Annotated in this window: 21 protein-coding genes and 1 tRNA gene; 12 read left to right on the forward strand and 10 right to left on the reverse strand. The window is 42.0% G+C overall.

Translation table 11 applies throughout. From position 1 onward, the window contains the following. Positions 1-195: 195 nt before the first annotated feature. The 3 genes from HB679_RS18630 to HB679_RS18640 all read right to left on the reverse strand — a co-directional run bounded on the left by HB679_RS18630 (position 196) and on the right by HB679_RS18640 (position 3,001). A complete protein-coding gene (locus HB679_RS18630; protein WP_214073527.1) occupies positions 196-951 on the reverse strand; it encodes a hypothetical protein in 756 nt (251 codons plus the stop codon). A gap of 313 nt (positions 952-1,264) precedes the next feature. After that, the gene (locus HB679_RS18635; protein ID WP_214073528.1) at positions 1,265-2,530 is read right to left on the reverse strand and encodes an MFS transporter; all 1,266 of its coding nucleotides are present in this window, start codon (positions 2,528-2,530) and stop codon (positions 1,265-1,267) included. A gap of 39 nt (positions 2,531-2,569) precedes the next feature. Continuing rightward, complete coding sequence (locus HB679_RS18640; protein WP_214073529.1) at positions 2,570-3,001, reverse strand: MarR family transcriptional regulator; 432 nt, start codon at positions 2,999-3,001, stop codon at positions 2,570-2,572. A 645-nt stretch (positions 3,002-3,646) separates the two neighbouring features. Between HB679_RS18640 and HB679_RS18645 the strand changes: the two genes are divergently transcribed. From HB679_RS18645 to HB679_RS18660, 4 genes are read left to right on the forward strand one after another with little or no spacing between them, the layout of a single operon-like run. Next, entirely contained in the window at positions 3,647-6,991 is a 3,345-nt protein-coding gene (locus HB679_RS18645) for a DUF4175 family protein (protein ID WP_214073530.1), read from the forward strand. A gap of 1 nt (position 6,992) precedes the next feature. Then, entirely contained in the window at positions 6,993-7,412 is a 420-nt protein-coding gene (locus HB679_RS18650) for an ATP-binding protein (RefSeq protein WP_214073531.1), read from the forward strand. Continuing rightward, positions 7,412-7,843, forward strand: coding sequence for an rRNA maturation RNase YbeY (ybeY, locus tag HB679_RS18655; protein WP_214073532.1), 432 nt, complete (start codon positions 7,412-7,414; stop codon positions 7,841-7,843). The genes HB679_RS18650 and ybeY overlap by 1 nt, the downstream gene beginning before the upstream one ends. Before the next feature lie 44 nt (positions 7,844-7,887). After that, positions 7,888-8,400 carry a glutathione peroxidase gene (locus HB679_RS18660; RefSeq protein WP_214073533.1) on the forward strand — a complete coding sequence of 171 codons (513 nt, stop codon included), beginning with the start codon at positions 7,888-7,890 and terminating at the stop codon, positions 8,398-8,400. A 190-nt stretch (positions 8,401-8,590) separates the two neighbouring features. Here HB679_RS18660 and HB679_RS18665 read toward each other — a convergent pair whose 3' ends face one another. The 5 genes from HB679_RS18665 to HB679_RS18685 form a co-directional block, all read right to left on the reverse strand. Then, a complete protein-coding gene (locus HB679_RS18665) occupies positions 8,591-9,163 on the reverse strand; it encodes a TetR/AcrR family transcriptional regulator (RefSeq protein WP_214073534.1) in 573 nt (190 codons plus the stop codon). A gap of 70 nt (positions 9,164-9,233) precedes the next feature. Continuing rightward, positions 9,234-9,986, reverse strand: a complete 753-nt coding sequence (locus tag HB679_RS18670) for an MlaD family protein (protein WP_214073535.1) — start codon at positions 9,984-9,986, stop codon at positions 9,234-9,236. After that, positions 9,983-10,777: an ABC transporter ATP-binding protein gene (locus HB679_RS18675; protein ID WP_214073536.1), complete on the reverse strand. Its 795-nt coding sequence runs from the start codon at positions 10,775-10,777 to the stop codon at positions 9,983-9,985. The genes HB679_RS18670 and HB679_RS18675 overlap by 4 nt, the downstream gene beginning before the upstream one ends. 4 nt (positions 10,778-10,781) lie before the next feature. Next, complete coding sequence (locus HB679_RS18680) at positions 10,782-11,561, reverse strand: ABC transporter permease (protein ID WP_214073537.1); 780 nt, start codon at positions 11,559-11,561, stop codon at positions 10,782-10,784. Positions 11,562-11,647: 86 nt separating this feature from the next. Further along, positions 11,648-12,361, reverse strand: a complete 714-nt coding sequence (locus tag HB679_RS18685) for a pirin family protein (RefSeq protein WP_214073538.1) — start codon at positions 12,359-12,361, stop codon at positions 11,648-11,650. An 85-nt stretch (positions 12,362-12,446) separates the two neighbouring features. Between HB679_RS18685 and HB679_RS18690 the strand changes: the two genes are divergently transcribed. The 5 genes from HB679_RS18690 (at position 12,447) to HB679_RS18710 (ending at position 18,927) form a co-directional block, all read left to right on the forward strand. Further along, positions 12,447-13,103 (forward strand): NAD-dependent epimerase/dehydratase family protein, encoded by a 657-nt coding sequence (locus HB679_RS18690; RefSeq protein WP_214073539.1) that lies wholly within the window; start codon positions 12,447-12,449, stop codon positions 13,101-13,103. Continuing rightward, positions 13,100-14,968: an ABC-F family ATP-binding cassette domain-containing protein gene (locus HB679_RS18695; protein ID WP_214073540.1), complete on the forward strand. Its 1,869-nt coding sequence runs from the start codon at positions 13,100-13,102 to the stop codon at positions 14,966-14,968. The genes HB679_RS18690 and HB679_RS18695 overlap by 4 nt, the downstream gene beginning before the upstream one ends. 7 nt (positions 14,969-14,975) lie before the next feature. Continuing rightward, positions 14,976-15,227: a hypothetical protein gene (locus HB679_RS18700; protein ID WP_214073541.1), complete on the forward strand. Its 252-nt coding sequence runs from the start codon at positions 14,976-14,978 to the stop codon at positions 15,225-15,227. 75 nt (positions 15,228-15,302) lie between these two features. Further along, on the forward strand, positions 15,303-17,165 hold the full coding sequence (gene mnmG / locus HB679_RS18705; RefSeq protein ID WP_214073640.1) for a tRNA uridine-5-carboxymethylaminomethyl(34) synthesis enzyme MnmG: 1,863 nt from the start codon (positions 15,303-15,305) through the stop codon (positions 17,163-17,165). A gap of 112 nt (positions 17,166-17,277) precedes the next feature. After that, positions 17,278-18,927, forward strand: a complete 1,650-nt coding sequence (locus tag HB679_RS18710; protein WP_214073542.1) for an Ig-like domain-containing protein — start codon at positions 17,278-17,280, stop codon at positions 18,925-18,927. Here HB679_RS18710 and HB679_RS18715 read toward each other — a convergent pair. Next, positions 18,917-19,429, reverse strand: a complete 513-nt coding sequence (locus HB679_RS18715) for a gamma carbonic anhydrase family protein (RefSeq protein WP_214073543.1) — start codon at positions 19,427-19,429, stop codon at positions 18,917-18,919. The two genes, HB679_RS18710 and HB679_RS18715, sit on opposite strands and share 11 nt — an antisense overlap. A 47-nt stretch (positions 19,430-19,476) precedes the next feature. On the opposite strand from HB679_RS18715, the gene HB679_RS18720 reads away from it, so the two are divergent. Beyond that, positions 19,477-20,028: a hypothetical protein gene (locus HB679_RS18720; protein ID WP_214073544.1), complete on the forward strand. Its 552-nt coding sequence runs from the start codon at positions 19,477-19,479 to the stop codon at positions 20,026-20,028. 35 nt (positions 20,029-20,063) lie between these two features. Beyond that, a tRNA-Gly gene (locus tag HB679_RS18725) sits at positions 20,064-20,136 on the forward strand. A gap of 53 nt (positions 20,137-20,189) precedes the next feature. Here the strand turns inward: HB679_RS18725 and nadB are convergent. Beyond that, positions 20,190-21,782, reverse strand: a complete 1,593-nt coding sequence (nadB, locus tag HB679_RS18730) for an L-aspartate oxidase (protein ID WP_214073545.1) — start codon at positions 21,780-21,782, stop codon at positions 20,190-20,192. A 409-nt stretch (positions 21,783-22,191) separates the two neighbouring features. On the opposite strand from nadB, the gene nadA reads away from it, so the two are divergent. Continuing rightward, positions 22,192-23,184: a quinolinate synthase NadA gene (nadA, locus tag HB679_RS18735; RefSeq protein WP_214073546.1), complete on the forward strand. Its 993-nt coding sequence runs from the start codon at positions 22,192-22,194 to the stop codon at positions 23,182-23,184. Positions 23,185-23,302: the final 118 nt, after the last annotated feature.

The following is a 23,302-nucleotide window of genomic DNA, read 5'->3' on the forward strand; positions in this document are numbered from 1 at the left end:
ATTCATAACCCTCCCAAAAGGGTTGTTTTTCATAGGTAGATGTAGGGTCGAAAGACTGCGAGAGTATTTCGGCCCTTTTTTAAACTTAAATGAAGACTATCAAATTGAAATTTGCCCCTAATTAGTGTCTATATATAATGACAAAGCCGTCCCGAATAATCTGGACGGCTTTTGTTTTTAAAGCGTTTGGGAGAACTAGTTACCGTCGCCGTCTAACTGAAAGTACGTGGTCGATTTTCGTTTATCCTCCGGTATCGTCATAAATTCTTTATAACTCTCATTAAGGTAGCTCGCAAGATTAAACTTGCCACTATAGTACGTATCGGCATCGGGCGTATATTTTAAAATGAAGTTCTTAAGCTCCTGCCCTCTTAGCGGCACATATTTTTTGAGGTTCTCTTCGTTAAAAACCATCACGATCTCGTGATATTGCGCATCACCTTCTTCCAACTTTCGTAACTTTTCCCGTTTCTTTTCATCGCTGTGCGAATCGAAGAGTTTTAATTTCAGACCGCCGTTCCTTTTGTCGGGGCCTTCGTCTTTTTGATAAACTATGGTTTTACTTCCCAGTGGGCCCGTATTAGGCGCAGCGCTTAGGTTTCCTAAATGGGCCTCGGTGGTTTTAACGTTTACTTCCTGCAACTGATTAATTTTTGGCTCAAGTGATATCACCAGGTATTTAAAGTCGGCTATGTAAACGGTGTCCGGCGCGTAATTGGTTCCAGAGAAACAAACCACATCGCCTTTTTTGGCCCTGATGATAAAGGCTCCGCGCGAATCGCTAAATACGGTTTCATGCTGGGTCTGGTTCTCTACCTTAATACCCGATAGCAAAACTTCATTTTTCAACTCCTGCACGCGGCCTTTCAGCAAGGCATCCTGCGCCTGCGTTTGGCTGAATGTAAACAGGCAGCTAAGCGCTAAGGCAATATGTTTGATGGTTTTACTCATGTTTAAGCGGCACCAATTTACTATTATTTAAAACGTTCGATTTAACTTTAACATATTTTAACGGCGGATGTTCACCCTCTTTCCGCCGAAGGCGAAGAGAGGGTCGACAAACGAAGTGATGTCGGGGTGAGTTAATCGCCGACAGGTAACTTATGGCGTTGCCTGCGGCCCGTGCTATCCGCTCATACGCCTTCAAGGCCTTAAGCTCGGGGCCGGTATCCGCTGCTATCACTAACGCGGGGGACTCACCCGGTCTGCGCTTTGCTGGACCACCCTCTCTTCGCCTTCGGCGGAAAGAGGGTTATTTTTGATGTTAACTTTGAACTGCGTGAACCACTGTTGGGTCTATTACCACTTTTTTAACTTTAGCCTTCCGTTTCTCGCTGCGCAGATGGCGCCAGTGCAGTCCGGCGACAAGCAAAGCCGCTACGCCTTCGCCCATCAATGTATCTTTAGTACCAACCCATTTAGATATGGCCCCTACCAGCAAACCACCTAAAGGCTGCATACCGAAAAACGCCATAGCATAAAAGCTGATCACCCGGCCGCGCATGGCGGGGTCGACGGTAGTTTGAATCAATGTATTACTCACCGTTACCTGCGACATCATCCCAAAACCGGCTATGGTTACAAATAGCAGCGCCAACGGGTAAATGCCTTCGTGCGAGAACAACATTAATCCAACACCAAAAACAATGGTGTTAATGAATAAAATCTTCGGCAAATTGGCGCCCGGCTTTTGCGATGCCAGGAATATCGCCCCCGAAAACGCCCCCAGCCCAATAAAGCTGTCAATGATACCGAAGGTGGTGGCCGTGCCTTTAAACACATCGCGGGCATAGTAAGGTATCAAGGTACTAAACGGCAACACCATCAAACTCATCAGCGCCAGCATCACCAACACAAACAAAATAGACGGTGTGCGTTTGATGTAAGAGAACCCTTCGCGCAATTCGCCGAATACATTTTTCTTATGCTCTTTCTTTACGTATTTCGGCAGTCGCATCATCAATAACGAAGCGATAACCGCGACAAAACTCATAGCGTTACCCACAAAACAGGCGCCATCGCCCAGGCCCTCCAGGATCAGGCCCGCTATCGCCGGACCAATCAGTCTCGACAAGTTTACCATCGACGAATTTAAGGCCAGGGCATTAGGCAGGTCGTTCTTATCTTCCACCATCTCATAAACCAGCGACTGCCGCGCGGGCACATCAAATGCATTAATGATCCCCAACATCACGCTCAGGCTCAATATTTCCCAAACCTCGTAGTGTTTAAGCAATATCAGCACGGCTAACAGTACCGCCTGCACCATCGAGGCAAACTGCGTAAGCAGCAACACGCGGAACCGGTTGTATCTGTCTGACACCACGCCGCCCATCAGCGAAAACAAAAACGAGGGGAACTGGCTGGCAAACAAGGTAACCCCCAGCATCAGCGTGGAGTGTGTAAGCGTATAGATAACCCAGCTTACGGCGGTTTTTTGCATCCAGGTACCAATTAATGATATAGACTGGCCCGTAAAATAGAGCCGGTAGTTGCGGCTCTTGAATGCTCTGAATGTAGTAATGTCCATTAATTTAATCTTATCCTCTAAATCACGCTCAATCTCAGCCTACTCAAACTCAACTATTTTGGTGAGTAAACCGATGACTTGTTTAATTTGTTCTTGTTCTGCCGGTGTGCATGTGGCGGTTATAGCCTGGCTTAGCCAGCGGTCGCGCTCATTGCGCATTTGCAATAATGTTTTTTCGCCTTCGGCAGACAGGCTGATGTTTACCTTTCGTTTATCTATTTCGGATGCGGTACGGGTAATAAAACCCAACTCCGCCATGTGCCTCAGTATTTCGGACATGGATTGATTGGTGATCTTTTCCATTGCCGCCAGCTCGCTGGGCAGCAGGGACCGGTGCTGATACAGCAGGCCCAGCGTCGAGCGTTCTGTTAACGACATCTGCTGTGCCGTGCTCGACTCCTTCCTGAGTTTCTTGATCAATCGCCCTACTATAGTGCGCAGATCCGATACATATTCGAGATTATTATCCATATAATTCGATAAACTAATAAGTTTACCTTACAAAGGTAAGGCAAGTATTTGAGGTGATTATCATGTGTGGGTAAATTTGGAGGGCGTGGCTTTAGACCGCATCGCGGAGGACTCACCCGGTCGGCGCTTCGCTGGACCACCCTCTCTTCCGCAAGCGGTAAATATGGTAATAAGCCAAATTGATAAAGCAACAATAACCCTCTTTCCGCCAAAGGCGAAGAGGGTGGTCGACGAGTGAAACGAAGTCGGGATGAGCCCCCGACGCCTTGTTGGGTGTTCTGTTTCACGTGCGTGTGTCAAAGATGAAACAAGTGAAACACTATTTTATGACAACATTCTCTATATAAAGAGATTATAAAAAGAGAGTGAAACAAAATGAAACAAGAAAAAAGACTTTTAGGTGTTTTTTTGTTTCACTCGTAGTTAAACAACAGGCTAGTTTTGGTGCGTTATTCTATATATACAACCGTATGCTGCCTCATAATTAATGGCTTGTATAATAAAAGTAAACAACTTAGGCTGATATGTATACCGCCGCTTTTTATTTTTCACTATATTAGTTTACCAATATAATATGCTGTAACGTATAATTTACGGCGTGTTTTGCAGTTTAAACATTGATTAGCGGTACATTTAAAGCCAATTATGCCCTCTGCCGAAAACTATAATGTCCTGATCCATAAGATCAATACTTTGATCAAAAAGTATTACCTCAACAATTTGTTGCGGGGGCTGATCTTTTTGGGCGCAGGATTGTTTTCGGCCTATGTGGTTATTACGGTAAGCGAGTACTTCGGCAATTTCAATTCATTTTTTCGGGGGATTTTGTTTTACGGGTTTATCCTGTTGAATCTGGGGTTGATTGGCTGGCTCGTTATTCCGCCTATTTTGGCGCTGATGCAATTGGGCAAAACGCTAACCCACGACGAAGCGGCCGCCATCATTGCTAAGCACTTTAGCGATATCAATGACAAACTGCTCAACACCCTCCAGCTTAAAAAACTGGCTGCCGAAGATGAGCGCCACCGCGCTTTGATTGAGGCGAGCATTGATCAACGCATCGAAAACCTGAAACCGGTCCGCTTTCCATCAGCCATAAACATCCGTGAAAACAACAAGTATTTAAAGTGGATATTGGTCCCGGTCGCGGTCATCATTGTTATTGGGTTGGCTGCGCCTTCCGTTTTGACCGAGAGTACTAAAAAGATCATCCGGCATAACGAATACTTTGCGCCGGTTGCGCCTTTTCAATTTGTGGTATTAAACAATACGCTTTCTGCCGTACAGGGCCAGGATTTAAAACTGGACCTGAAACTTACCGGCAACCAGTTACCTGCAGACATTTATGTAGAAACCGCCGGCGCAACGTTTAAACTGGACAAAGAAAACGTTAGCCGCTTTCATTATCAGTTTAGTAATCTGCAACAAAACACCACGTTCAGATTAATTGGCAATGGCTTTACCTCGCAGCCTTACGAGATCAAAGTAAACCTGCGCCCTTCGTTATTGCATTTTGATGTGGAGCTAAAGTATCCGGCTTATCTGCATAAGAAAAACGAAACTTTAGCCAATGCCGGCGATCTGACCATCCCCGCAGGGACAACCGTTAAATGGCTGTTTCATACGCAAAATGCCAGCGCGCTGTCATTCGAAATGAATGATCAGCTGCACAACCTGGCTCCCGCTAGTACTGATCTCTTTGAACATATCGAGCGGGTCATCAAGCCGTCTATCTACAAGCTGAATCCGCAGAATGCCATGGTTTCGCAAAGCGACTCCGCGTCATACCGCATCAATACCATTGCCGACGAGCCGCCAACCATCAGCGTTGATGAAAAGCCGGATTCGGTTAGCCACCAGTCTTTTTATTTTAATGGCAAGATCCAGGATGATCATGGTTTTTCGTCGCTGACTTTTCATTACCGCATTGGCGGGCCGGACGGAAAAGACCAAATTAAATCCGTTAAAGCCGATTTGAATCAATCGCTTTCAGATTTCTTTTATTTCTGGAACCTGAAAGACATGGGCATTAAACCGGGCGACCAGGTAACTTATTTCTTTGAAGTAGCCGATAATAACGAAGTAACCGGTCCGCAGAAAGCCCGCACGGCTGAGCGCTCTTTACACGTACCCGATGCGAATGAGCTGCGCGATGAGCTAAATGCCGGCACTACGGGCGTTAAACAAAAAATGCAATCGGCCATTAAACTGGCCGACCAGATAGAGCGCGACTCTAAAAAAATGGAGCAGACGCTGCTTGACAAAACTTCGTTATCGTTCGACGAAAAGAAACAGGTTGAAGATTTGATGCAAAAACGCAAAGACCTGGACGATATGGTGAAACAGATTCAGGACGATAATAAAAAGAACCTGTATAATCGCCGCGAAAACGAACCGCAGAACAAAGAGTTGCTGGAAGAGCAAAAGCAGATCGAGAACCTGCTAAACAACGTGCTCGATCCTAAAACCAAAGAGCTGTTGGAAAAGCTGCAGCAACTCATGCAGGATCAACAAAAAGAAGGTACCCGCGACGAGCTTTCTAAAATGCAGACGGACAACAAATCCTTGAAAAAGGAGCTTGACAGGATGCTGGAGCTCTACAAGAAACTGGAGTTTGATCAAAAGCTGAATCAAAACATCAATCAGTTAAAAAAACTCGCCGATAAGCAGCAGACATTATCCGACCAAAGCAAACAGGCCGATCAGCAAAAAACCAATGACCCAAACTCGCAAGCCGATAAGGACAATGCAGAGCGCTTGAAACAACAACAGGAAAACTTGAATAAGGAGTTCGACGCTATTAAGAAAAATCTGAAAGACCTGGAGAATTCTGAAAATAAGCAAGACTATAAAAATCCGCAGGATCAGGAAAGCCAGATCCAGAACCAAATGCAGGAAAGCTCAGATCAGTTGTCAAAAAACAACAAGTCTAAAGCTTCGCAATCGCAGCAAAACGCCGCCAAACAAATGCAGAAAATGGCGGAAAAAATGGAGCAGGATCAGCAAGATGGCGAAAGCAAACAAACCGAGGTTGATGTAAAGCAGTTGCGCGAGTTATTGAAAAGTTTGGTAAATAGCTCGTTTGGCCAGGAAAAGGTAATGGAATCTTTCAGAACCATCAACCCGTCAGACCCTAATTATGTTACGCTGGCACAAACTCAAAAAAATATAAAGGATAATTTAAAAACAGCCGAGGATAGTTTATTTTCGCTGAGCAAACGTATTCCGCAAATACAATCGACCGTAAACCGTGAAATAACCGCAATTAACACACAAATTGATGGTGCGCTCGACAATTTGGGCGACCGGCGTACTGCCGAAGCTAACCGCAATCAACAGTATGCCATGACATCAATGAATAACCTGGCGCTGATGTTGGCCGACGCACTGGCCCAGCTACAAAACAAAATGAACCAAGGCGGCAAGGGTGGCAAAAGCAAACAACCATCTGTTTCGCAATTACGACAGATGGAGGAAAAGCTGAGTCAAAATATGCAAAAAATGCGCGACCAGATGCAAAAGCAAGGCGGTACACCAATGAGCCAGAGCCAGCAGGGCCAGATGAGTGAGCAACTGGCAAAAATGGCCCGCGAGCAGCAAATGATCCGTCAATCTTTGCAACAATTAAATAATGATGAAAGCAAAGACGGAGGTTTGGGTGTTAAGGATGCGGATAAAATATCGCGCCAAATGGAACAAACCGAAAAAGATATCGTAAACAGAAAAATAACAGACGAGGCAATTAAGCGCCAGCAGGAAATTCACACACGTTTACTGGAGGCCGAAAAAGCAGAACAGGAAAGAGAACAAGATAAGCAACGGGAGAGCAACGCTGGTAAAGACATGCCGCCGGGTTATATAAAAGCACTGCAAGATTATCAGCAGGCCAAAGGAAAACAAACAGAGCAAATCAAGACCGTTCCCCCTGCACTTAATTTGTACTACAAGCAAAAAATAAAATCGTATTTTGATCAACTTAATGCAAAATAATATGGAAGCACCTATTCAAGCAACCGACTTATATACTTTACAATTGCCCTCTAAGCGTGATAGTATTACGCTATTGGAAACTTTGATTGAGGAAATAGCCGACAAATACCAGGTTGCTGATGACATATTTGCAAACATGATGACCTGTCTTAATGAGGTAGTTACCAATGCCATTGTGCACGGTAATAAATTAGACCCCGCGAAAATAGTGATCGTAAACGTTGAGGTTGACCCTAAACGCGCAACCTGGACAATTACCGATGAAGGAGATGGCTTTGATTATAATGACCTGCCCGATCCAACCGCCGAAGAAAACCTGGAAAACTTAACCGGCAGAGGAGTATTTATTGTTAAGCACCTGGCAGACCAATGTGTATTCAATACCAAGGGCAACGAGGTTGAACTGTTATTTAAACTGTAATGCCGGCTATCCAGTTTTTTGAGGAGGATATCACCTACAAGTTAAAGGATAAAGCAAAACTGAGGCGATGGATAACTGATACTGTCATTGCCGAAGGTTATAAATTAAGCGAGCTTACCTACGTTTTTTGTTCGGATGCGTATTTGTTACAGATTAATCAGCAATACCTGGATCATGATACCTACACAGATATCATCACCTTTGATAATTCTGAAGAAGAGGGAAAAATAGTTGGCGATATCTTTATCTCCATACCCCGCATACAAGAAAATGCTGCCAAATTTAAGGTTAGCGATGCTGACGAGCTACACCGGGTAATCATTCACGGCGCGCTGCATTTGCTGGGTTATACAGACAAATCTGCCCCCGCCAAGAAAAAAATGACAGAAAAAGAAGATTACTATTTGGCTAAGCGGCAACTAATTGGGTAATTTTACCGTAACGCTCACATACACTGAAACCAAATTAACACAACATGAAAATATTAGCAATTTGTTTGGCGCTGCTATTTGTAACCAAAACAGCATCTGTTTACGATTTTAAATTGAAAACCATTGAAGGAAAAGACTTCTCTCTGGCTAAATTTAAAGGCAAAAAAATCTTAGTGGTTAACACCGCTTCAAAATGCGGCTTTACGCCACAATACAAAGAGTTAGAGCAATTGGCCGAAACTTACAAAGACAAATTAGTAGTAGTTGGTTTCCCGGCAAATAACTTTGGCCAGCAAGAGCCTGGCAGCGATGCCGATATTCATACTTTCTGTACGGATTTGTACAAAGTTACTTTCCCAATGAGCACCAAAGTGAGTGTTAAAGGTGATGACATTGCACCGCTGTTTAAATACCTGACAGAAGCAGAGAATCCTGACTTCACCGGCGAGATCAAATGGAACTTCGAGAAGTTTTTGTTAGACGAGAATGGTAAATTAATTCACCGTTTCCGTTCAAAAGTTACACCAATGGATCCGGCCATTACGAGCAACTTGTAATTAGATCTTAATGAAATTAGAAAAGCCACCTTATGGGTGGCTTTTTTGTTTTGCATCCAGATTGTCATCGCGAGGAGGAACGACGAAGCAATCGCACGCGTTCTACTTTTCTCCTTGCGATTGCCGCGCTTAGCTCGCAATGACAGAAGGGTCAAAAGCATAAAAAAACATAGACTAATTACACTACCCTTTACATGTATTTCAGCATATCCCACAGCATTTCGTAGCCGTCATTAATAATTTTTTCTTTTTCGGATGGGTCAAAGTCATTGGATATCAGGTATTGGTAAACGCCGTAAACGTGGCCGTTAAACATCGAGATTATTAAGCTCACCGGTTGTTGCTTCAGCAGTTTCTTGCGGATGCCCTCAGCAATAAATGCCGAGTAACCTATAGTGTGCTGCTCTAATGTCTCTGCCGATACCTGCGACAAGTGCGGCGAGAATTTAAACTGTTGTATATAGTAAAACTTGTCGCGGTTGCCCAGCGCCCAGTTCACCGAGTGTATAAAAATGTTCCTGAACTTGATAGAAATAAAATCATTCTGATTAATAATGGTTTGCAGGTTAGCGGCGTGTTCGTCCTGGATCTTGTTGTACAACGCCACCACCAGGTCGTCCTTGGTTTTGTAGTGGTAAAACAATGTGCCATTTGCAACGCCCGCTTCGGCGGCAATTTTGGCCGTAGGAGTGCCGTGAAAACCGTCAGCCACAAACAACCTGAGTGCAGTAGCCTGAATTTGTTCTTGTTTGCTTAGTAGCATTATAGACTAATTAGTCTATAAATATAATAACTTTTTAACCTGATCTTAAATACTTTACGTTAAAAAATTGTTAATCTTTCTTGTTCATTTTCTCCTGTGTTTTCTTGATGGAGTCTTGTTTGGCTTTTGCGGCTTTCTTTTTCTTATTAAAGAAACCTTTTAGCAGAAAGTTATGCTGGGCAGCCGTCAGATCCTCGTTTAATGTACTGGTTGTTTTATGTACGTTTTGTATCGTTGCTTTGGCTTGCGTTACCGTGTTCTCCATTTCGCGGGCCATTTTGTCGTTGTTCAGTAAACGGCCCAGGCTGCCTTTGCCGTTGTTAACTTTAGCTACAATCTGTCCAAGGTTATCAATTAACGAACCTGCGTTATCAGCCATCCTGGTAAATTTACTGATGATCTTGTCAACATCAACCGGGTTAACAGCATTCAGGTGATCGCCGTCTTTTACCATATCGGTAGTGTTGGCCCCTCCGGGCATTAATACCACCAGTTTATCGCCCATCAGGCCATCGCTTCCTATGCTCATACGTGCGTCTTTCTTGATGAATTTTTTCACCTCATCATTGATGGTCAGCGTTACCTGCACGGTTGTGTCGTTTATAATGTCGATATCGTTAACAACGCCTACGTTAATGCCGGCAAACCTTACGTTGTTACCCACCTGCAAACCATTAACGTTATTAAATCTACCTTCCAGTTTAATAGTAGCGCTAAACAAGCTCTTTTGGTTGCCTATAAAAAACACGGCAGCAATTACAACCAGCAAACCCACAAAGGTGAACAGGCCTATTTTTACTTTTTGCGATGAGGTAGTTTTCATGAGATATCTTTAAAAAATGATTTTACTATTTCGTTTTTTGAATGGTGAAGCGTGTCAAAAGTGCCCTCTTCAATATATTCGCCGTCATTCATAATCACTACGCGATCGGCGGTTATGCGTGCGCATTCCATGTCGTGGGTAATGATGATAGATGTCGTTTTATACTTCTTTTGCATGTTCAGGATCAGCTCACTAATCTCTCGTGAGGTGATTGGGTCCAAACCGGTAGTCGGCTCGTCATAAAGCATAATCTCGGGGTGAACGATGAGCGTCCGCGCCAAACCGGCACGCTTGCGCATCCCGCCTGATAAGTCAGACGGCATTTTATCAGCCGCGTCGGCTAATCCTACGCTCTCTAAGACATCTTCAACCCTTTTATCTATCTCTGCGTGGTCCTTAAGCTTTAAAACGCGCGTGAGCGGAAATTCGAGGTTTTCGCGTACGGTCATAGAATCATACAAGGCGCCGCTTTGAAACAAGAACCCTATTTTGATCCGCAGCTCTTTTAATTCCTTTTCGTTAAGCTCGGCAACCTCTTCGCCAAAAACTTTGAGCGTACCGCTATCGGGTATCAGCATGCCTACAATACACTGTATGGTAACAGATTTGCCCTGCCCGGATTTCCCCAGCACTACCACGTTTTCGCCGCGATGAACGGTTAGATTAATATTTGTCAATACCTGTTTAGTGCCGAAAGACTTTTTAAGTTTTTTGATCTCGATGACCACCTCCTTTTTGTCATGAACTGGCGCTTTTTTTTCGGTTTGATGTTTTATCGTTGCTTCTTCCATGGTCTTACTTATAAAACAACAAACTGGTTACTTGTACGGCAATGGCATCGATCACAAAAATCCATAGAGAGGCCGTTACTACTGCCGAGTTGGCCGCCAAACCCACACTTTCTGTTCCCCTGGCAGAATGGAAGCCTTTATAACATCCAACAAAGCCTATCGCCAAGCCAAAAAATATGGTTTTAATAAATGCAGGTAAAAAGTCGGTGTAATCCAAAGACGCCAAAACTTTGGTGGCATAGAGAGACAAGCTCATGTGATCGCGCAGGTTTAAAGCCAGAAAGCCACCAAACAAACCAATCACATCGCCCATAACGGAAAGTATCGGCACCATAATAGTAGTAGCTAAAATCCGGGTAACTACTAAGTATTGCAGGGGGTTAGCTCCGGATACATCCATGGCATCCAGCTGCTCGGTTACCTTCATACTGCCCAGCTCGGCACCAATACTTGAAGCAATTTTACCGGCGCAGATTATTGCAATGATAACGGGGCCAATCTCGCGCACAAAAGAAACGGAGAGGGTTTTTGGTAGCATACTGGCTGCACCAAAAGCTACCAGCGTGGGCCTTAACTGTAAAATTAAAACCACGCCCATAATAAAGGAGGTGATACCAACCAGCATAAACGACCGGTACCCTATTTCATAACATTGGCGAACAAACTCCGACCATTCAAATCCGCCTACAAAAATATTTTTGACAAAGCGGGTGAAGAACGAAACTTGTTCGCCAATATCTTCCAGCCATTTTTTCCAGCCGGGTATGATTATCTCTTCTGCCATTGGGTTACCTAATTAGTGTACTAACAACAAAGTTTTGCTCAATTGTTTTTACATCAATTATTCCTGGCACCCAGGGCAGCATGAAATTATTGGAGCATCGGCACGTCTATGATGAGTATGCGGCTATTTACCTGGGTATCAATAGTAATTGATGTACTATCGTAAACACCCAATGCGTCCTTTTTGTTTAAAACCTGGTCGCCTATCTTAATTGAGCCATCCAAAACAAATATGTAAGCGCCATTACCGGCATTTTTAATTTCGTAAGTGGTGCTTTTCCCTGCTTCAAACTCACCGATAGAGAAAGTCGCATCCTGGTTTATCCATAAGGCATCAACATTTTTGTCGCCGGTTACCAGGGTGGTAAACTCATTTAATTTGAATTTATCTTTAAAGTCGCGCTGATCATAGCGTGGCGCTATATTTTTAAACTTAGGAAAAAGCCAGATCTGCAAAGTATTGGCGGCCTCTGTTTTTGAATGATTATATTCTGAGTGTTCCACACCTGTGCCTGCGCTCATTACCTGCACTTCGCCGGCATGAATTACACCAATGTTACCCATGCTGTCTTTATGTTCTAATGCGCCGCTTATCGGTATCGTAATAATCTCCATATTATCATGCGGATGCGTACCGAAACCCGTACCTCCTGCAATAATATCGTCATTTAATACCCTTAAAGCACCAAAGTGAACTTTATCCGGATGATAATATCCCGCAAAGCTGAATGAAAAATTGGCCTTTAACCATCCGTGGTCGCTTGTTCCCCGCTCGTTGGCAGGATAAAATATAGTTTTCATGTTATTTAAATTTACATGTTTAAACATACAATATTTATTCCAATAATTTATTATGTGTATTTTTGCCTGAAATTCCTGGTTTTTAATGACAAAGAAAGCAATAATCGTTGGCGCAAGCGGACTAATTGGCAGTAAATTATTAGATGTGCTTTTAAACCAGCCCGAGTATGACCAGGTATTGAGTATTGGGCGAAAAAAAATTAAGTCGCGCAATACCAAATTGGAGCAGATTGTTGTTGAGTTTGATGACATTGACAACCATGAAGACCAAATAAAAGGTGACGTAATTTTTTGTTGTTTAGGTACAACAAGAAGAGACACGCCGGATTTGAATGACTATCGAAAAATAGATCATGATTATCCATTAAGATTGGCAGAAATTGCTTTAAGAAATGGCATTGAACAATATCATTTGGTTTCTGCTATGGATGCACGGTCAGACGCGTCAAACTTTTATACTAAGATTAAAGGTGATACTGAGGATGACTTGAAAAAGGTTGGATTAAAAGGCCTTTTCATTTATCAGCCTTCTTTATTGATCGGTCATAGAAATAAGCCCAGGGTAATGGAAACCATAGCTGTTTGGGTAATGAAAATAGTAAGTCCGCTGATGTTAGGCGACTTTAAAAAATACCGGGCCATACAGGCCTTAGACGTAGCCAAGGCTATGTATAAACAATCATTAAAAAATAAAACGGGCGTATTTACGTATACATCTGATAAAATAAAGAAAAGAGCTTGAGCACTTATATATCTGTAGAAAATCTGGGTCATTCGTTCCATGACCATTGGCTGTTTAAAAACCTTACGCTAGGTATAAACAAAGGAAGGCGTGTGGCCCTGGTAGGCATTAACGGCGCCGGTAAGTCAACCTTGTTGAAATTGCTGGCCGGTCAGTTTTTACCTACTGAAGGAAAGGTTGTACAAACCAAAGACCTGCGCATGGGCTACCTGGAGCAGGACCCTGGTTTTAAAGATGCGGTTACTATTAGTGATTACATCTTTCATAAGGATAACGTGCAGCAGCAAGCCATTCGTAAATACGAAGAGTTGTTAGAGAATGATCCTGACAATGCTAAAGCTTTAGACGAAGTGATGACCGAGCTTAGTGAGGTTGATGCCTGGGAATATGAATATAAGATTAAAACTATTTTAGGGCGATTGGATATTCATCATCTTAATCAGTCTATAACTACTTTATCGGGCGGGCAGAAAAAGCGTTTGGCTTTGGCTAAACTATTAATTGAGGACCCGGAATTGTATATTTTGGACGAGCCTACCAACCACCTGGATATTGACACCATAGAGTGGCTGGAGAAATTATTGACCGAAGGCTCAAAAACGATCCTGATGGTAACGCACGATCGTTACTTCCTGGATAATGTTTGTAATGAGATATTGGAGATTGACCGTGGAAAGATCATTCCATATGTAGGCAACTATGCTTATTATCTGGAAAGAAAAGCCGAACGTGAAGCATCAGACGAAGCATCGTTTCAGAAAAACTCGAATCTTTTACGTAAAGAGTTGGAGTGGATGCGCCGTCAACCTAAGGCAAGGGGTACCAAATCAAAATCGCGTATTGATGCTTTTTATGACCTGGAAGCTAAAACCAAGAATAATGGTGGCAAACAGACGGTCGAATTAAGCGTAAAAACCGCGCGCCAGGGCAATAAGATTATGGAACTGCACGATATCAGCAAGGCGTTTAATGGCAATACTTACACAGATCATTTCAGTTACGTATTTAAAAAAGGCGATCGTATAGGCTTAGCGGGCAAAAACGGCAGCGGCAAATCTACCTTGCTGAATATGATCACCGGCAATTTAAAGCCGGATAGCGGTTACATTGAAACCGGCGAGACTACGGTAATGGGTTATTTCCATCAGTCGGGCATGACTTTTAAGGAAGACGAGCGCGTAATAGATGTAGTAAAAAATGTGGCCGAGTTTATTACCATGGCTGATGGTAAGACTATTTCTGCCTCGGCTTTATTGACATTGTTCTTATTTCCGCCGGCTAAGCAATATGGATTTATAGCCAAACTAAGTGGCGGTGAGAAAAAGCGCCTGCAGTTGATGGGCATCCTGATGAAGAACCCTAACTTTTTGATCCTGGATGAGCCTACCAATGATTTGGATATTGATACGCTGAATGTATTGGAGGAGTTTTTAACTAACTATCCGGGTGTCCTAATGATCGTTTCGCACGATAGGTACTTACTGGACAAGCTAACCGAACAATTATTTATCGTTGAAGAAAAAGGACAAGTACGCATATACAACGGCAACTATTCATCTTATAGAGTAGAACAGGAGGAACAAAAACAACAAGATCGCAGCGCGAAAACTGTTGAGCTGGCTCCTGCTGTTACTTCAGCCACACCAAAAAACAAGCTCAGCTTTAAAGAACAAAAAGAGTTTGATGCGTTAGAGAAAGAGATAGCAACGTTAGAAACGCAAATACAATCGTTAAATGACAAGCTAAACAGCGAGTCGAACAATGAGGTTATTATCGAAACCGCAGCTAAAATCACCAGGCTAACAAGCGAAATGGATGAAAAAAGCATGCGTTGGATAGAACTGGCAGAATTAAAAGAAGCCTAAGAACAGGATGAAAATATCAGATATCATAGCATCATTAGGCGTAATTATATTACTGATTGCTTTTTTGTTGAATCTTTACAAAAAGATTTCGGCTAACAGCAGGCTGTATTGTTCATTAAATTTTATAGGTGCGGCGCTTTGTGGTCTTTCATCCTACCTGATCAGCTTCTATCCTTTTGTGATATTGGAAAGTATTTGGGCGGGCTTTGCATTAGTGTCTTTCTTTAAAGTTCCACGTGGAACAGCAGAAGAAAAGTAATAAACAAGTGTTCCACGTGGAACACCAACAAGAATAAAAGAAATCAAATGTTCCACGTGGAACATGGAGGTTAAAATGTTTAAAAAATACGATGTTATAGTGGTGGGTGCCGGGCATGCCGGCTGTGAGGCAGCTGCAGCAGCAGCAAACCTTGGCTCGTCTGTGTTATTGATCACCATGAACATGGGGACGATTGCACAAATGAGCTGTAATCCAGCTATGGGTGGTGTGGCCAAGGGCCAAATTGTGCGAGAGATTGACGCAATGGGTGGATATTCGGGTATTATCACCGATAAATCGTCCATCCAATTCAGGATGCTGAACCTATCTAAAGGCCCGGCCATGTGGAGTCCGCGTGCCCAAAGTGACCGCATGCGCTTCGCTGAAGAATGGCGCCTGGCATTGGAAAGAACGCCCAACGTAGACTTTTGGCAGGACACTGTAAGTTCTTTACTGGTGAGCGGAAATACAATTAAAGGTGTACGTACATCTTTAGGAATAGAAATAGAAAGTGATGCTGTAGTGCTCACCAATGGCACGTTCATGAACGGCATTATACATATTGGAGAGAAAAAGTTTGGTGGCGGCCGCGCTGCAGAAAAAGCAAGTACCGGTATCACCGAACAGTTAGTGACGCTAGGCTTTGAATCGGGCCGCATGAAAACGGGTACCCCTCCGCGGATTGATGGTCGTAGCCTGAATTACTCATTGATGGAAGAGCAATGGGGCGATGATGTTAGAGGGCGTTTTTCTTATACGGAAGTTGAACAAATAAAGGAACAACGTTGCTGCTGGATCACCTATACCAATACCAAAGTACACGAAACATTAAAGGAGGGCTTTGAAAAATCGCCGATGTTTACGGGCCGGATTAAAGGTTTAGGCCCACGTTATTGCCCATCTATTGAAGACAAGATAAACCGCTTTGCAGAACGCGATCGACACCAGATTTTCGTTGAGCCGGAAGGCTTGAATACTGTGGAGATTTATGTAAATGGATTTTCTACTTCATTACCCGAAGACGTGCAATACAGAGCCTTGACGCAGATCCCGGGATTTGAAAACGCAAAGATGTTCCGTCCGGGTTATGCTATAGAGTATGACTACTTCCCGCCTACCCAGCTAAATCTGACATTAGAAACCAAATTGATCAGCAACTTATACTTCGCAGGGCAGATCAATGGTACAACCGGGTATGAGGAAGCAGCATCGCAAGGTTTTATTGCCGGCATTAACGCCCATCAAAAATTAAAGGATAAGCATGAACTGATCATGAAAAGGTCAGAATCGTATATAGGCGTATTGATTGACGACCTGGTAACTAAAGGCACTGAAGAGCCATACCGCATGTTTACTTCGAGGGCAGAGCATCGTTTGCTATTAAGACAGGACAATGCGGATATCCGCTTATCTCCTATTGGACATGAATTAGGACTGATCGGTGATGAGCGTATGGAGGTAGTAAATAACAAGATCAAGAATTCAGACGATATTGTGGCCTATACCCGCAAACAGCAAGTAGACCAGACCAGCGTAAATGGATTATTAGAAGAACTAGGCACTGCCCCAATATCGCAGGCTGCAAGACTTTTCAATTTAATTAGTCGCCCGCAGGTTTCGATTAACGACCTTATAAGAGTTAGCCCGGAGTTGGGAATTTATTTATCTGCCTTCGATAAAGAAACTATTGAGCAGGCTGAAATAAAAATCAAATACGAGAGTTATTTTGAAAAGGAAATGGATATTGTTGAGCGCATGAAAAAAATGGAAGATAAAGAGATCAATCCGGATTTCAATTACCAGCAGATGCAATCGCTCTCGAAAGAAGCTCGTGAAAAATTGATGAAGATTAAACCGCGTACTTTGGGCCAGGCATCCCGGATCTCGGGCGTATCACCTTCCGATATCTCAGTTTTGATGCTTCATATATCCAGATAATACTTAACTAACTGTAAATCAATAAATTATAAAATATTAATTTTAAGGCCGTTTTTTAAAATCTAAATGATAATCTTCATAAAAAATAAAAAGTGGCTTATTTCGCTTAAAAATGACGTTAAATAAAAAGGGGCTGTTTTATGGTCCAATTTTCCTGGTTTTTTTGGCCACATTGGTATTTCTTGGCTGCGCCGTGCAACAAAAACCGCAAGGCGGCCCTAAAGACCTTGACCCTCCAAAATTATTGAAGGCTAGTCCGGCCAATTTAACGCACAATTTTAAAGAGAAAGAAATCCGCCTGGAATTTGACGAGTATTTCAAATTGAACAATCCGTTCCAGGAAATCACGGTCTTCCCGGCTCCCGAAAAAAACCCCGATATCAAGCGGCATCAAAAAACATTGGTTATTGATTTAAAAGATACACTACTGAAAAACACAACCTATGTAATAAATTTTGGCAAGGCCATTGGCGACGTCAACGAAAACAACATTCTTAAAAATTTCACCTACGTTTTTTCTACCGGTACCCATATTGATTCATTGACTATGTCGGGCACGGTTACTGATAATCAAACCCAATTAAAGGTAAAAGATGCCACGGTGATGTTGTTTACTTTAAAACAAGACTCTCTGTTGTTTGGTAAAAAGAAACCCAGCATTTATACCACGACCGATTCGGTAGGTAATTTTAAATTATCTAACCTTAAAGAAGGCGATTATAAAATATACGCCTTAAAGGAACAAGTTTTGGATAAGATCTACGACAACGATGCCGAGCTGATTGGCTTCTCAAGCCACATTATTCATTTCAGTCATGACACTTCGACCATAGACCTTAAAGTATTTAAACAGGAACCTGTTAATTTTAGATATTTGTCAAAGCAATTTACTAATGACGGTGGGATGCTTTTTATATTTAACCGGCCGTTGAATAACCCTACGGTAAAGATACTATACCCGGACGGGTTGGATGAGCAAAAGCTACTAGACTTTAGTAAAACCAGAGATACGCTGACCATCTATTCTAAAAACATGGATTTCGATTCGGTGCGGATGGCCTTCTTTGATAACAAAAAGCCGTTGGACACCACTTACTTAAGAAAAGGGCGTAAGGAATCTTTCACCAGGGTGCTGTCTCTTAAATATGGTACCACAACTAACAATGAGTTAAAAAATGGTACAGATCTGAAAATACATACCAGCTTACCTATAGACAGCTTCGATCCAACTTCCATTACACTGAAAGAAGACTCGAACGAAGTAAAATACACCATGATTCGCGATACTGGTATAGGTAAAACCTTTACGATTAAATACCCGTGGAAACAAAAAGTAGTGTATCAACTCATTTCGGAAGAAGGTGCATTCACAGATATCTATGGCGACAAAAATAAGCGCCAGATCAAAAAATTCACTATAACCAAACCTGACAACTATAGCAGCCTGGCACTAACGTTAAACTTGCCCGATACATCAAAAATGTATGTGGTTGAATTATTGAATGAACAAGGGATTGTTTTACAAACTAACGTGGTATCTAAAACAAAAAAAGCAGTGGTTACCTACCGCAGCTTGTATGTAGGCAAATTTGGTTTACGTGTTACCTACGACGACAATAAAAACGGTAAGTGGGATTCTGGGAGCATCAAAGAAAACCGGCAACCTGAAAATATTTGGGTATATGACAAGCTAATTAATATACGACCAAACTGGGATTCGGAAGAAACAGTGGATGTTCCACGTGAAGCTATTACACCTTAAACCAGCCTGAGTACATTACATAGTTGTCAGGCAGTTTATCAAGCATGGCTCGTTGCTCGTCTGTTAGAGGTTTGATTTTTTTTGCCGGTGTACCTGCATATAAATAACCCGACTCACAAATAGTACGCTCTAGTACAACTGAGCCTGCGCCTATGATTACATACTCTTCTATTACAGCATTATCCATTACAATGGCACCCATGCCTACCAGGATATGATCTTTCAAGATACAACCATGTACCAGCGCATTATGGCCGATGGACACATAGTTGCCTATATCAGTAGCGGCACCGTTATAGGTACAGTGAATTACAGCACCATCCTGGATATTTGAGTTGTTGCCTATTTTGATATAGTTTACATCACCGCGGATCACTGAATTAAACCAAACGGAGCAATTATCGCCCATTATAACATCGCCAACGATAGTAGCGTTTTCGGCTATGAAACAATCGTGGCCCCAAACAGGGCTTTTATCTTTAACAGGTAAAATTACAGGCATACATCTAATATTTTTACTAATTTAGATATACAACCAAACCAAACCTAATGAAAAAGACATTCTTCTTATCTGTACTAACGATCGGCATAAATTTGAGTTGCTTTGCCCAGCAATTTGAAACTATAAAAAAGCCCGACCTCAAGCCAAAAAAAATGCTCATCCTAATTAAAACAAACGTGAATGATCATAATCAAATTCCGTTTCCGCAGGCCATGCAGGCTTTCGCAGATTCAGACATAGCGGAGATGCAGGTGTTTAAGGGGGAAGAAGCGGTAAAACTTTTTGGCGAACGCGGTGAAAAAGGCGTTGTAATTTTAACGATTATGAACACACCCAACTTACTAAGCACAACGCAACTACTGAATAAATATGCCATATCAAAACAAAATCAAACCCTGCCTATAGAGATAAACGGTGAACTGCTATTGTACCCCAATATATTCCTATCGTCAAGCCAAATAAAATCAGTTAGCATTATACCAGATAAACGGGGTAAGCCTCAGCACGTAAGTATACTAACCAAGAAAACGGAAACGGGTCAAGAAAAAGACTGGTTATTCAAAAAATTTGGATGGAGTGAATATACACTCACCAAATAAGTTTAGCGTAAATTTGGTGTATTAAAATAATATAAGCGGAAATAGCTCAGTTGGTAGAGCATCAGTTTCCCAAACTGAAGGCCGCGGGTTCGAATCCCGTTTTCCGCTCGATATGAGAAAGACTTACGAAGTTTTAAAAACTTCGTAAGTCTTAACAGGTCTTAAAAAACCGTGTCCTCCAAAACAGCCTGATGTTTAGGATAATCTGTAGTGTAATGCAAACCCCTGCTCTCTTTACGCATCATAGCAGATTTTACGACGATATATGATACCTGGATCAAATTACGCAGCTCGCAAAGTTTTACTGATAATTTAGTTTGTTTATAGAATGATTCTGTCTCTTCGTACAATAAACCGAGTCGACGCATAGCTCTTTCCAATCTGAAATCAGACCGAACAATACCTACATAATCATTCATTAATTTCTGCATTTCGCGCACATTATGCGTTACCAGGATATCTTCGTTTAATAACTTTACACCGTGCTCATTCCAGTCAGGGATATTTTCCGGAACTGTGATAACATCAAATTGATCGATAGCATTTTTATAGATCCTATGTGCAAATACCAACGCTTCCAATAATGAATTAGAAGCTAAACGATTAGCCCCATGTAAACCTGTTGATGAACATTCACCACAAGCGTACAATCTCTGGATAGACGAACGGCCATCATGATCTACCATTACTCCTCCACACATATAATGACAAGCCGGCGAAACCGGGATCATGTCCTTGGTCATATCTATACCTATTTCCAAACATTTAGCATATATATTAGGGAAATGTGTTAACAGGTCTTTTTTACTACGATGACGAATATCCAGGTAAACATAATCCTCGCCTGATTTTTTTATTTCGGCATCAATAGCCCTTGCAACAATATCACGTGGCGCTAATGATTTGCGTTCGTCATATTCCTGCATAAACTCTTCGCCATTGGTACGTTTCAATATCCCACCAAAACCACGAACAGCTTCCGAGATCAGGAATGAAGGATACTCGCCGGGGTTATATAAAGCAGTTGGGTGAAACTGGATAAACTCCATATTCCGTACTTTACCTTTTGCGCGGTAAACCATGGCTACGCCATCACCGGTAGCAATAACCGGGTTAGTAGTTACAGAATAAATATGCCCGGCACCACCAGACGCCATTACTGTAACTTTCGACAAAAACTTTTCGACCTCGCCGGTTACCGTATTTAAAGCATAAATACCATAGCAGTTAATATCTGTTGATGACTTATCTACAAAAACCCCTAAATGATGCTGCGTTATCAAATCTACAGCAAAATAATGGGTCAGTATCTCTATATTCGGATTTTGATGGATCTGTTCCAGTAAAGCACGTTCAATCTCAAATCCGGTGATATCTTTATAATGTAATACCCTGAATTCAGAGTGACCACCCTCCTTTGCCAGATCATAAATACCTTCGTTCGTTTTGTCAAAACTGGTTCCGTAATCAATGATCTCGTTAATCCGATCCGGACCTTCTTTTACCACAATCTCCACAACTTCCCTATCACATAGTCCATCGCCGGCTATTAAGGTGTCATTTATATGCTTTTCAAAAGAATCTTCTTTTTTATCCACAACCACCGCAACACCTCCCTGGGCGTATTTAGTGTTTGATTCATCTTCATTTGATTTTGTAACTATCAGTACCTTACCATGCTTTGCAGCTTTTAGTGCAAAACTCAGTCCGGCAATGCCAGAACCTACTACCAGAAAATCCACAGATTTGGACATGTTGTTCGTATTAGATGTGTAAAATTATATTGTATGTTAACAATAGCGTTCAAAGATGTTAATTTTGTGTAAGCAAAAACCTAACAACTATTTATTTGGTGGATAACCTTACGTTTTAGTGATAATAGTAACAATTTTTAAGCGACTTTTGCGACACATTAACAAAGAAACTAACATTACAAACACTACTAAAATATCAACATATAAGTTTTAAAAATAAAAGTTGATTATCACAGCAATCTAATAATCAATAAAATATACAGTACAAAATATCAATAAGCTGTTAATAAGTCGTTAACAAAACATATATCAAATAAAAACGTCTACCAACTTTAAACATAACTAACACACCAATAACAATAGTTTCTTTTTATATAAAAAATCAATTGTTATTATTTGAATTGTTGAAATGGATATCTTCGAAGAAATAAATCTGAAAGGCTATGTCGATGAATACATCGATCCAACATTGGACCTTTTTGATGAAATTGAAAAACTCAAAAAAGAAAAAAATGCGGTCATATTGGCTCACTACTATCAGGATGGCGATATCCAGGATATTGCAGACTATATTGGCGACAGTTTGGGGCTATCACAACAAGCTGCAAAAACCGACGCCGACATTATCGTTTTTGCCGGTGTACACTTCATGGCAGAAACAGCCAAGATCTTATCGCCAACCAAAAAAGTATTACTGCCCGATGTAAAAGCAGGCTGCTCACTGGCGGATAGTTGCCCACCTCATTTGTTTAAAAAATTCAAGGAGCAATATCCTGATCACCTGGTGATTACTTACGTGAATTGTACGGCAGAACTGAAAGCTTTAAGTGACATAGTTTGTACCTCAAGCAATGCTATAGGGATTGTAGAAAGCCTGCCTAAAGATCAAAAAATAATCTTCGGGCCTGATAAAAATTTGGGTGCTTACGTAGCTAAAAAAACCGGCCGCGACCTGGTATTGTGGAACGGTGCCTGTATGGTGCACGAGATCTTTTCCAGAGAGAAAATAACCAAACTAAAAGAAAGATACCCTAATGCTAAATTATTGGCTCATCCGGAATGTGAAGATGTAATTTTAGAAATGGCCGACTATATAGGCTCGACCACGGGAATCCTAAAATATGCTACCAACAGCCCGCAAAAAGAATTTATTGTAGCTACCGAGCCGGGCATCATTCATCAGATGGCGAAAGATAACCCTGATAAGGTGTTTATCCCTGCCCCACCGAATAATAATTGTGCGTGCAACGATTGCCCTCACATGAAAAGAAATACGCTGGAAAAGCTTTATTTATGCCTTAAAAACGAGATGCCCGAAATTGAAGTTCCGCAGGATATTATTGTTAGGGCAGTGAAGCCTATTGAAAGAATGCTGGATATATCGGCGAGATTGGGACTGTAAACCTCAGTATTAAATTTACATTTATGTCATTGCGAGCGTAGCGTGGCAATCGCGGATATTGTATCCTTGCGATTGCTTCGTCGTTCCTCCTCGCAATGACAGTAGAGACGTGTATTAT

It is taken from the genome of Mucilaginibacter sp. dw_454 (genome assembly GCF_018449775.1).
In the GTDB taxonomy this organism is placed as follows: Bacteria; Bacteroidota; Bacteroidia; order Sphingobacteriales; family Sphingobacteriaceae; genus Mucilaginibacter.

Coding starts and splice junctions, on each gene's coding strand:
- HB679_RS18665 (WP_214073534.1), bottom strand. CDS start 9,163: ATGCTACTAAGCAAACAAGAACAAATTCAGGCTACTGCACTCAGGTTG.
- HB679_RS18690 (WP_214073539.1), top strand. CDS start 12,447: ATGACAAAGAAAGCAATAATCGTTGGCGCAAGCGGACTAATTGGCAGT.
- HB679_RS18680 (WP_214073537.1), bottom strand. CDS start 11,561: ATGGCAGAAGAGATAATCATACCCGGCTGGAAAAAATGGCTGGAAGAT.
- mnmG (WP_214073640.1), top strand. CDS start 15,303: ATGTTTAAAAAATACGATGTTATAGTGGTGGGTGCCGGGCATGCCGGC.
- HB679_RS18715 (WP_214073543.1), bottom strand. CDS start 19,429: ATGCCTGTAATTTTACCTGTTAAAGATAAAAGCCCTGTTTGGGGCCAC.
- HB679_RS18635 (WP_214073528.1), bottom strand. CDS start 2,530: ATGGACATTACTACATTCAGAGCATTCAAGAGCCGCAACTACCGGCTC.
- HB679_RS18645 (WP_214073530.1), top strand. CDS start 3,647: ATGCCCTCTGCCGAAAACTATAATGTCCTGATCCATAAGATCAATACT.
- HB679_RS18710 (WP_214073542.1), top strand. CDS start 17,278: ATGACGTTAAATAAAAAGGGGCTGTTTTATGGTCCAATTTTCCTGGTT.
- HB679_RS18720 (WP_214073544.1), top strand. CDS start 19,477: ATGAAAAAGACATTCTTCTTATCTGTACTAACGATCGGCATAAATTTG.
- HB679_RS18685 (WP_214073538.1), bottom strand. CDS start 12,361: ATGAAAACTATATTTTATCCTGCCAACGAGCGGGGAACAAGCGACCAC.
- nadA (WP_214073546.1), top strand. CDS start 22,192: ATGGATATCTTCGAAGAAATAAATCTGAAAGGCTATGTCGATGAATAC.
- HB679_RS18660 (WP_214073533.1), top strand. CDS start 7,888: ATGAAAATATTAGCAATTTGTTTGGCGCTGCTATTTGTAACCAAAACA.
- HB679_RS18700 (WP_214073541.1), top strand. CDS start 14,976: ATGAAAATATCAGATATCATAGCATCATTAGGCGTAATTATATTACTG.
- nadB (WP_214073545.1), bottom strand. CDS start 21,782: ATGTCCAAATCTGTGGATTTTCTGGTAGTAGGTTCTGGCATTGCCGGA.
- HB679_RS18650 (WP_214073531.1), top strand. CDS start 6,993: ATGGAAGCACCTATTCAAGCAACCGACTTATATACTTTACAATTGCCC.
- HB679_RS18675 (WP_214073536.1), bottom strand. CDS start 10,777: ATGGAAGAAGCAACGATAAAACATCAAACCGAAAAAAAAGCGCCAGTT.
- HB679_RS18640 (WP_214073529.1), bottom strand. CDS start 3,001: ATGGATAATAATCTCGAATATGTATCGGATCTGCGCACTATAGTAGGG.
- ybeY (WP_214073532.1), top strand. CDS start 7,412: ATGCCGGCTATCCAGTTTTTTGAGGAGGATATCACCTACAAGTTAAAG.
- HB679_RS18670 (WP_214073535.1), bottom strand. CDS start 9,986: ATGAAAACTACCTCATCGCAAAAAGTAAAAATAGGCCTGTTCACCTTT.
- HB679_RS18630 (WP_214073527.1), bottom strand. CDS start 951: ATGAGTAAAACCATCAAACATATTGCCTTAGCGCTTAGCTGCCTGTTT.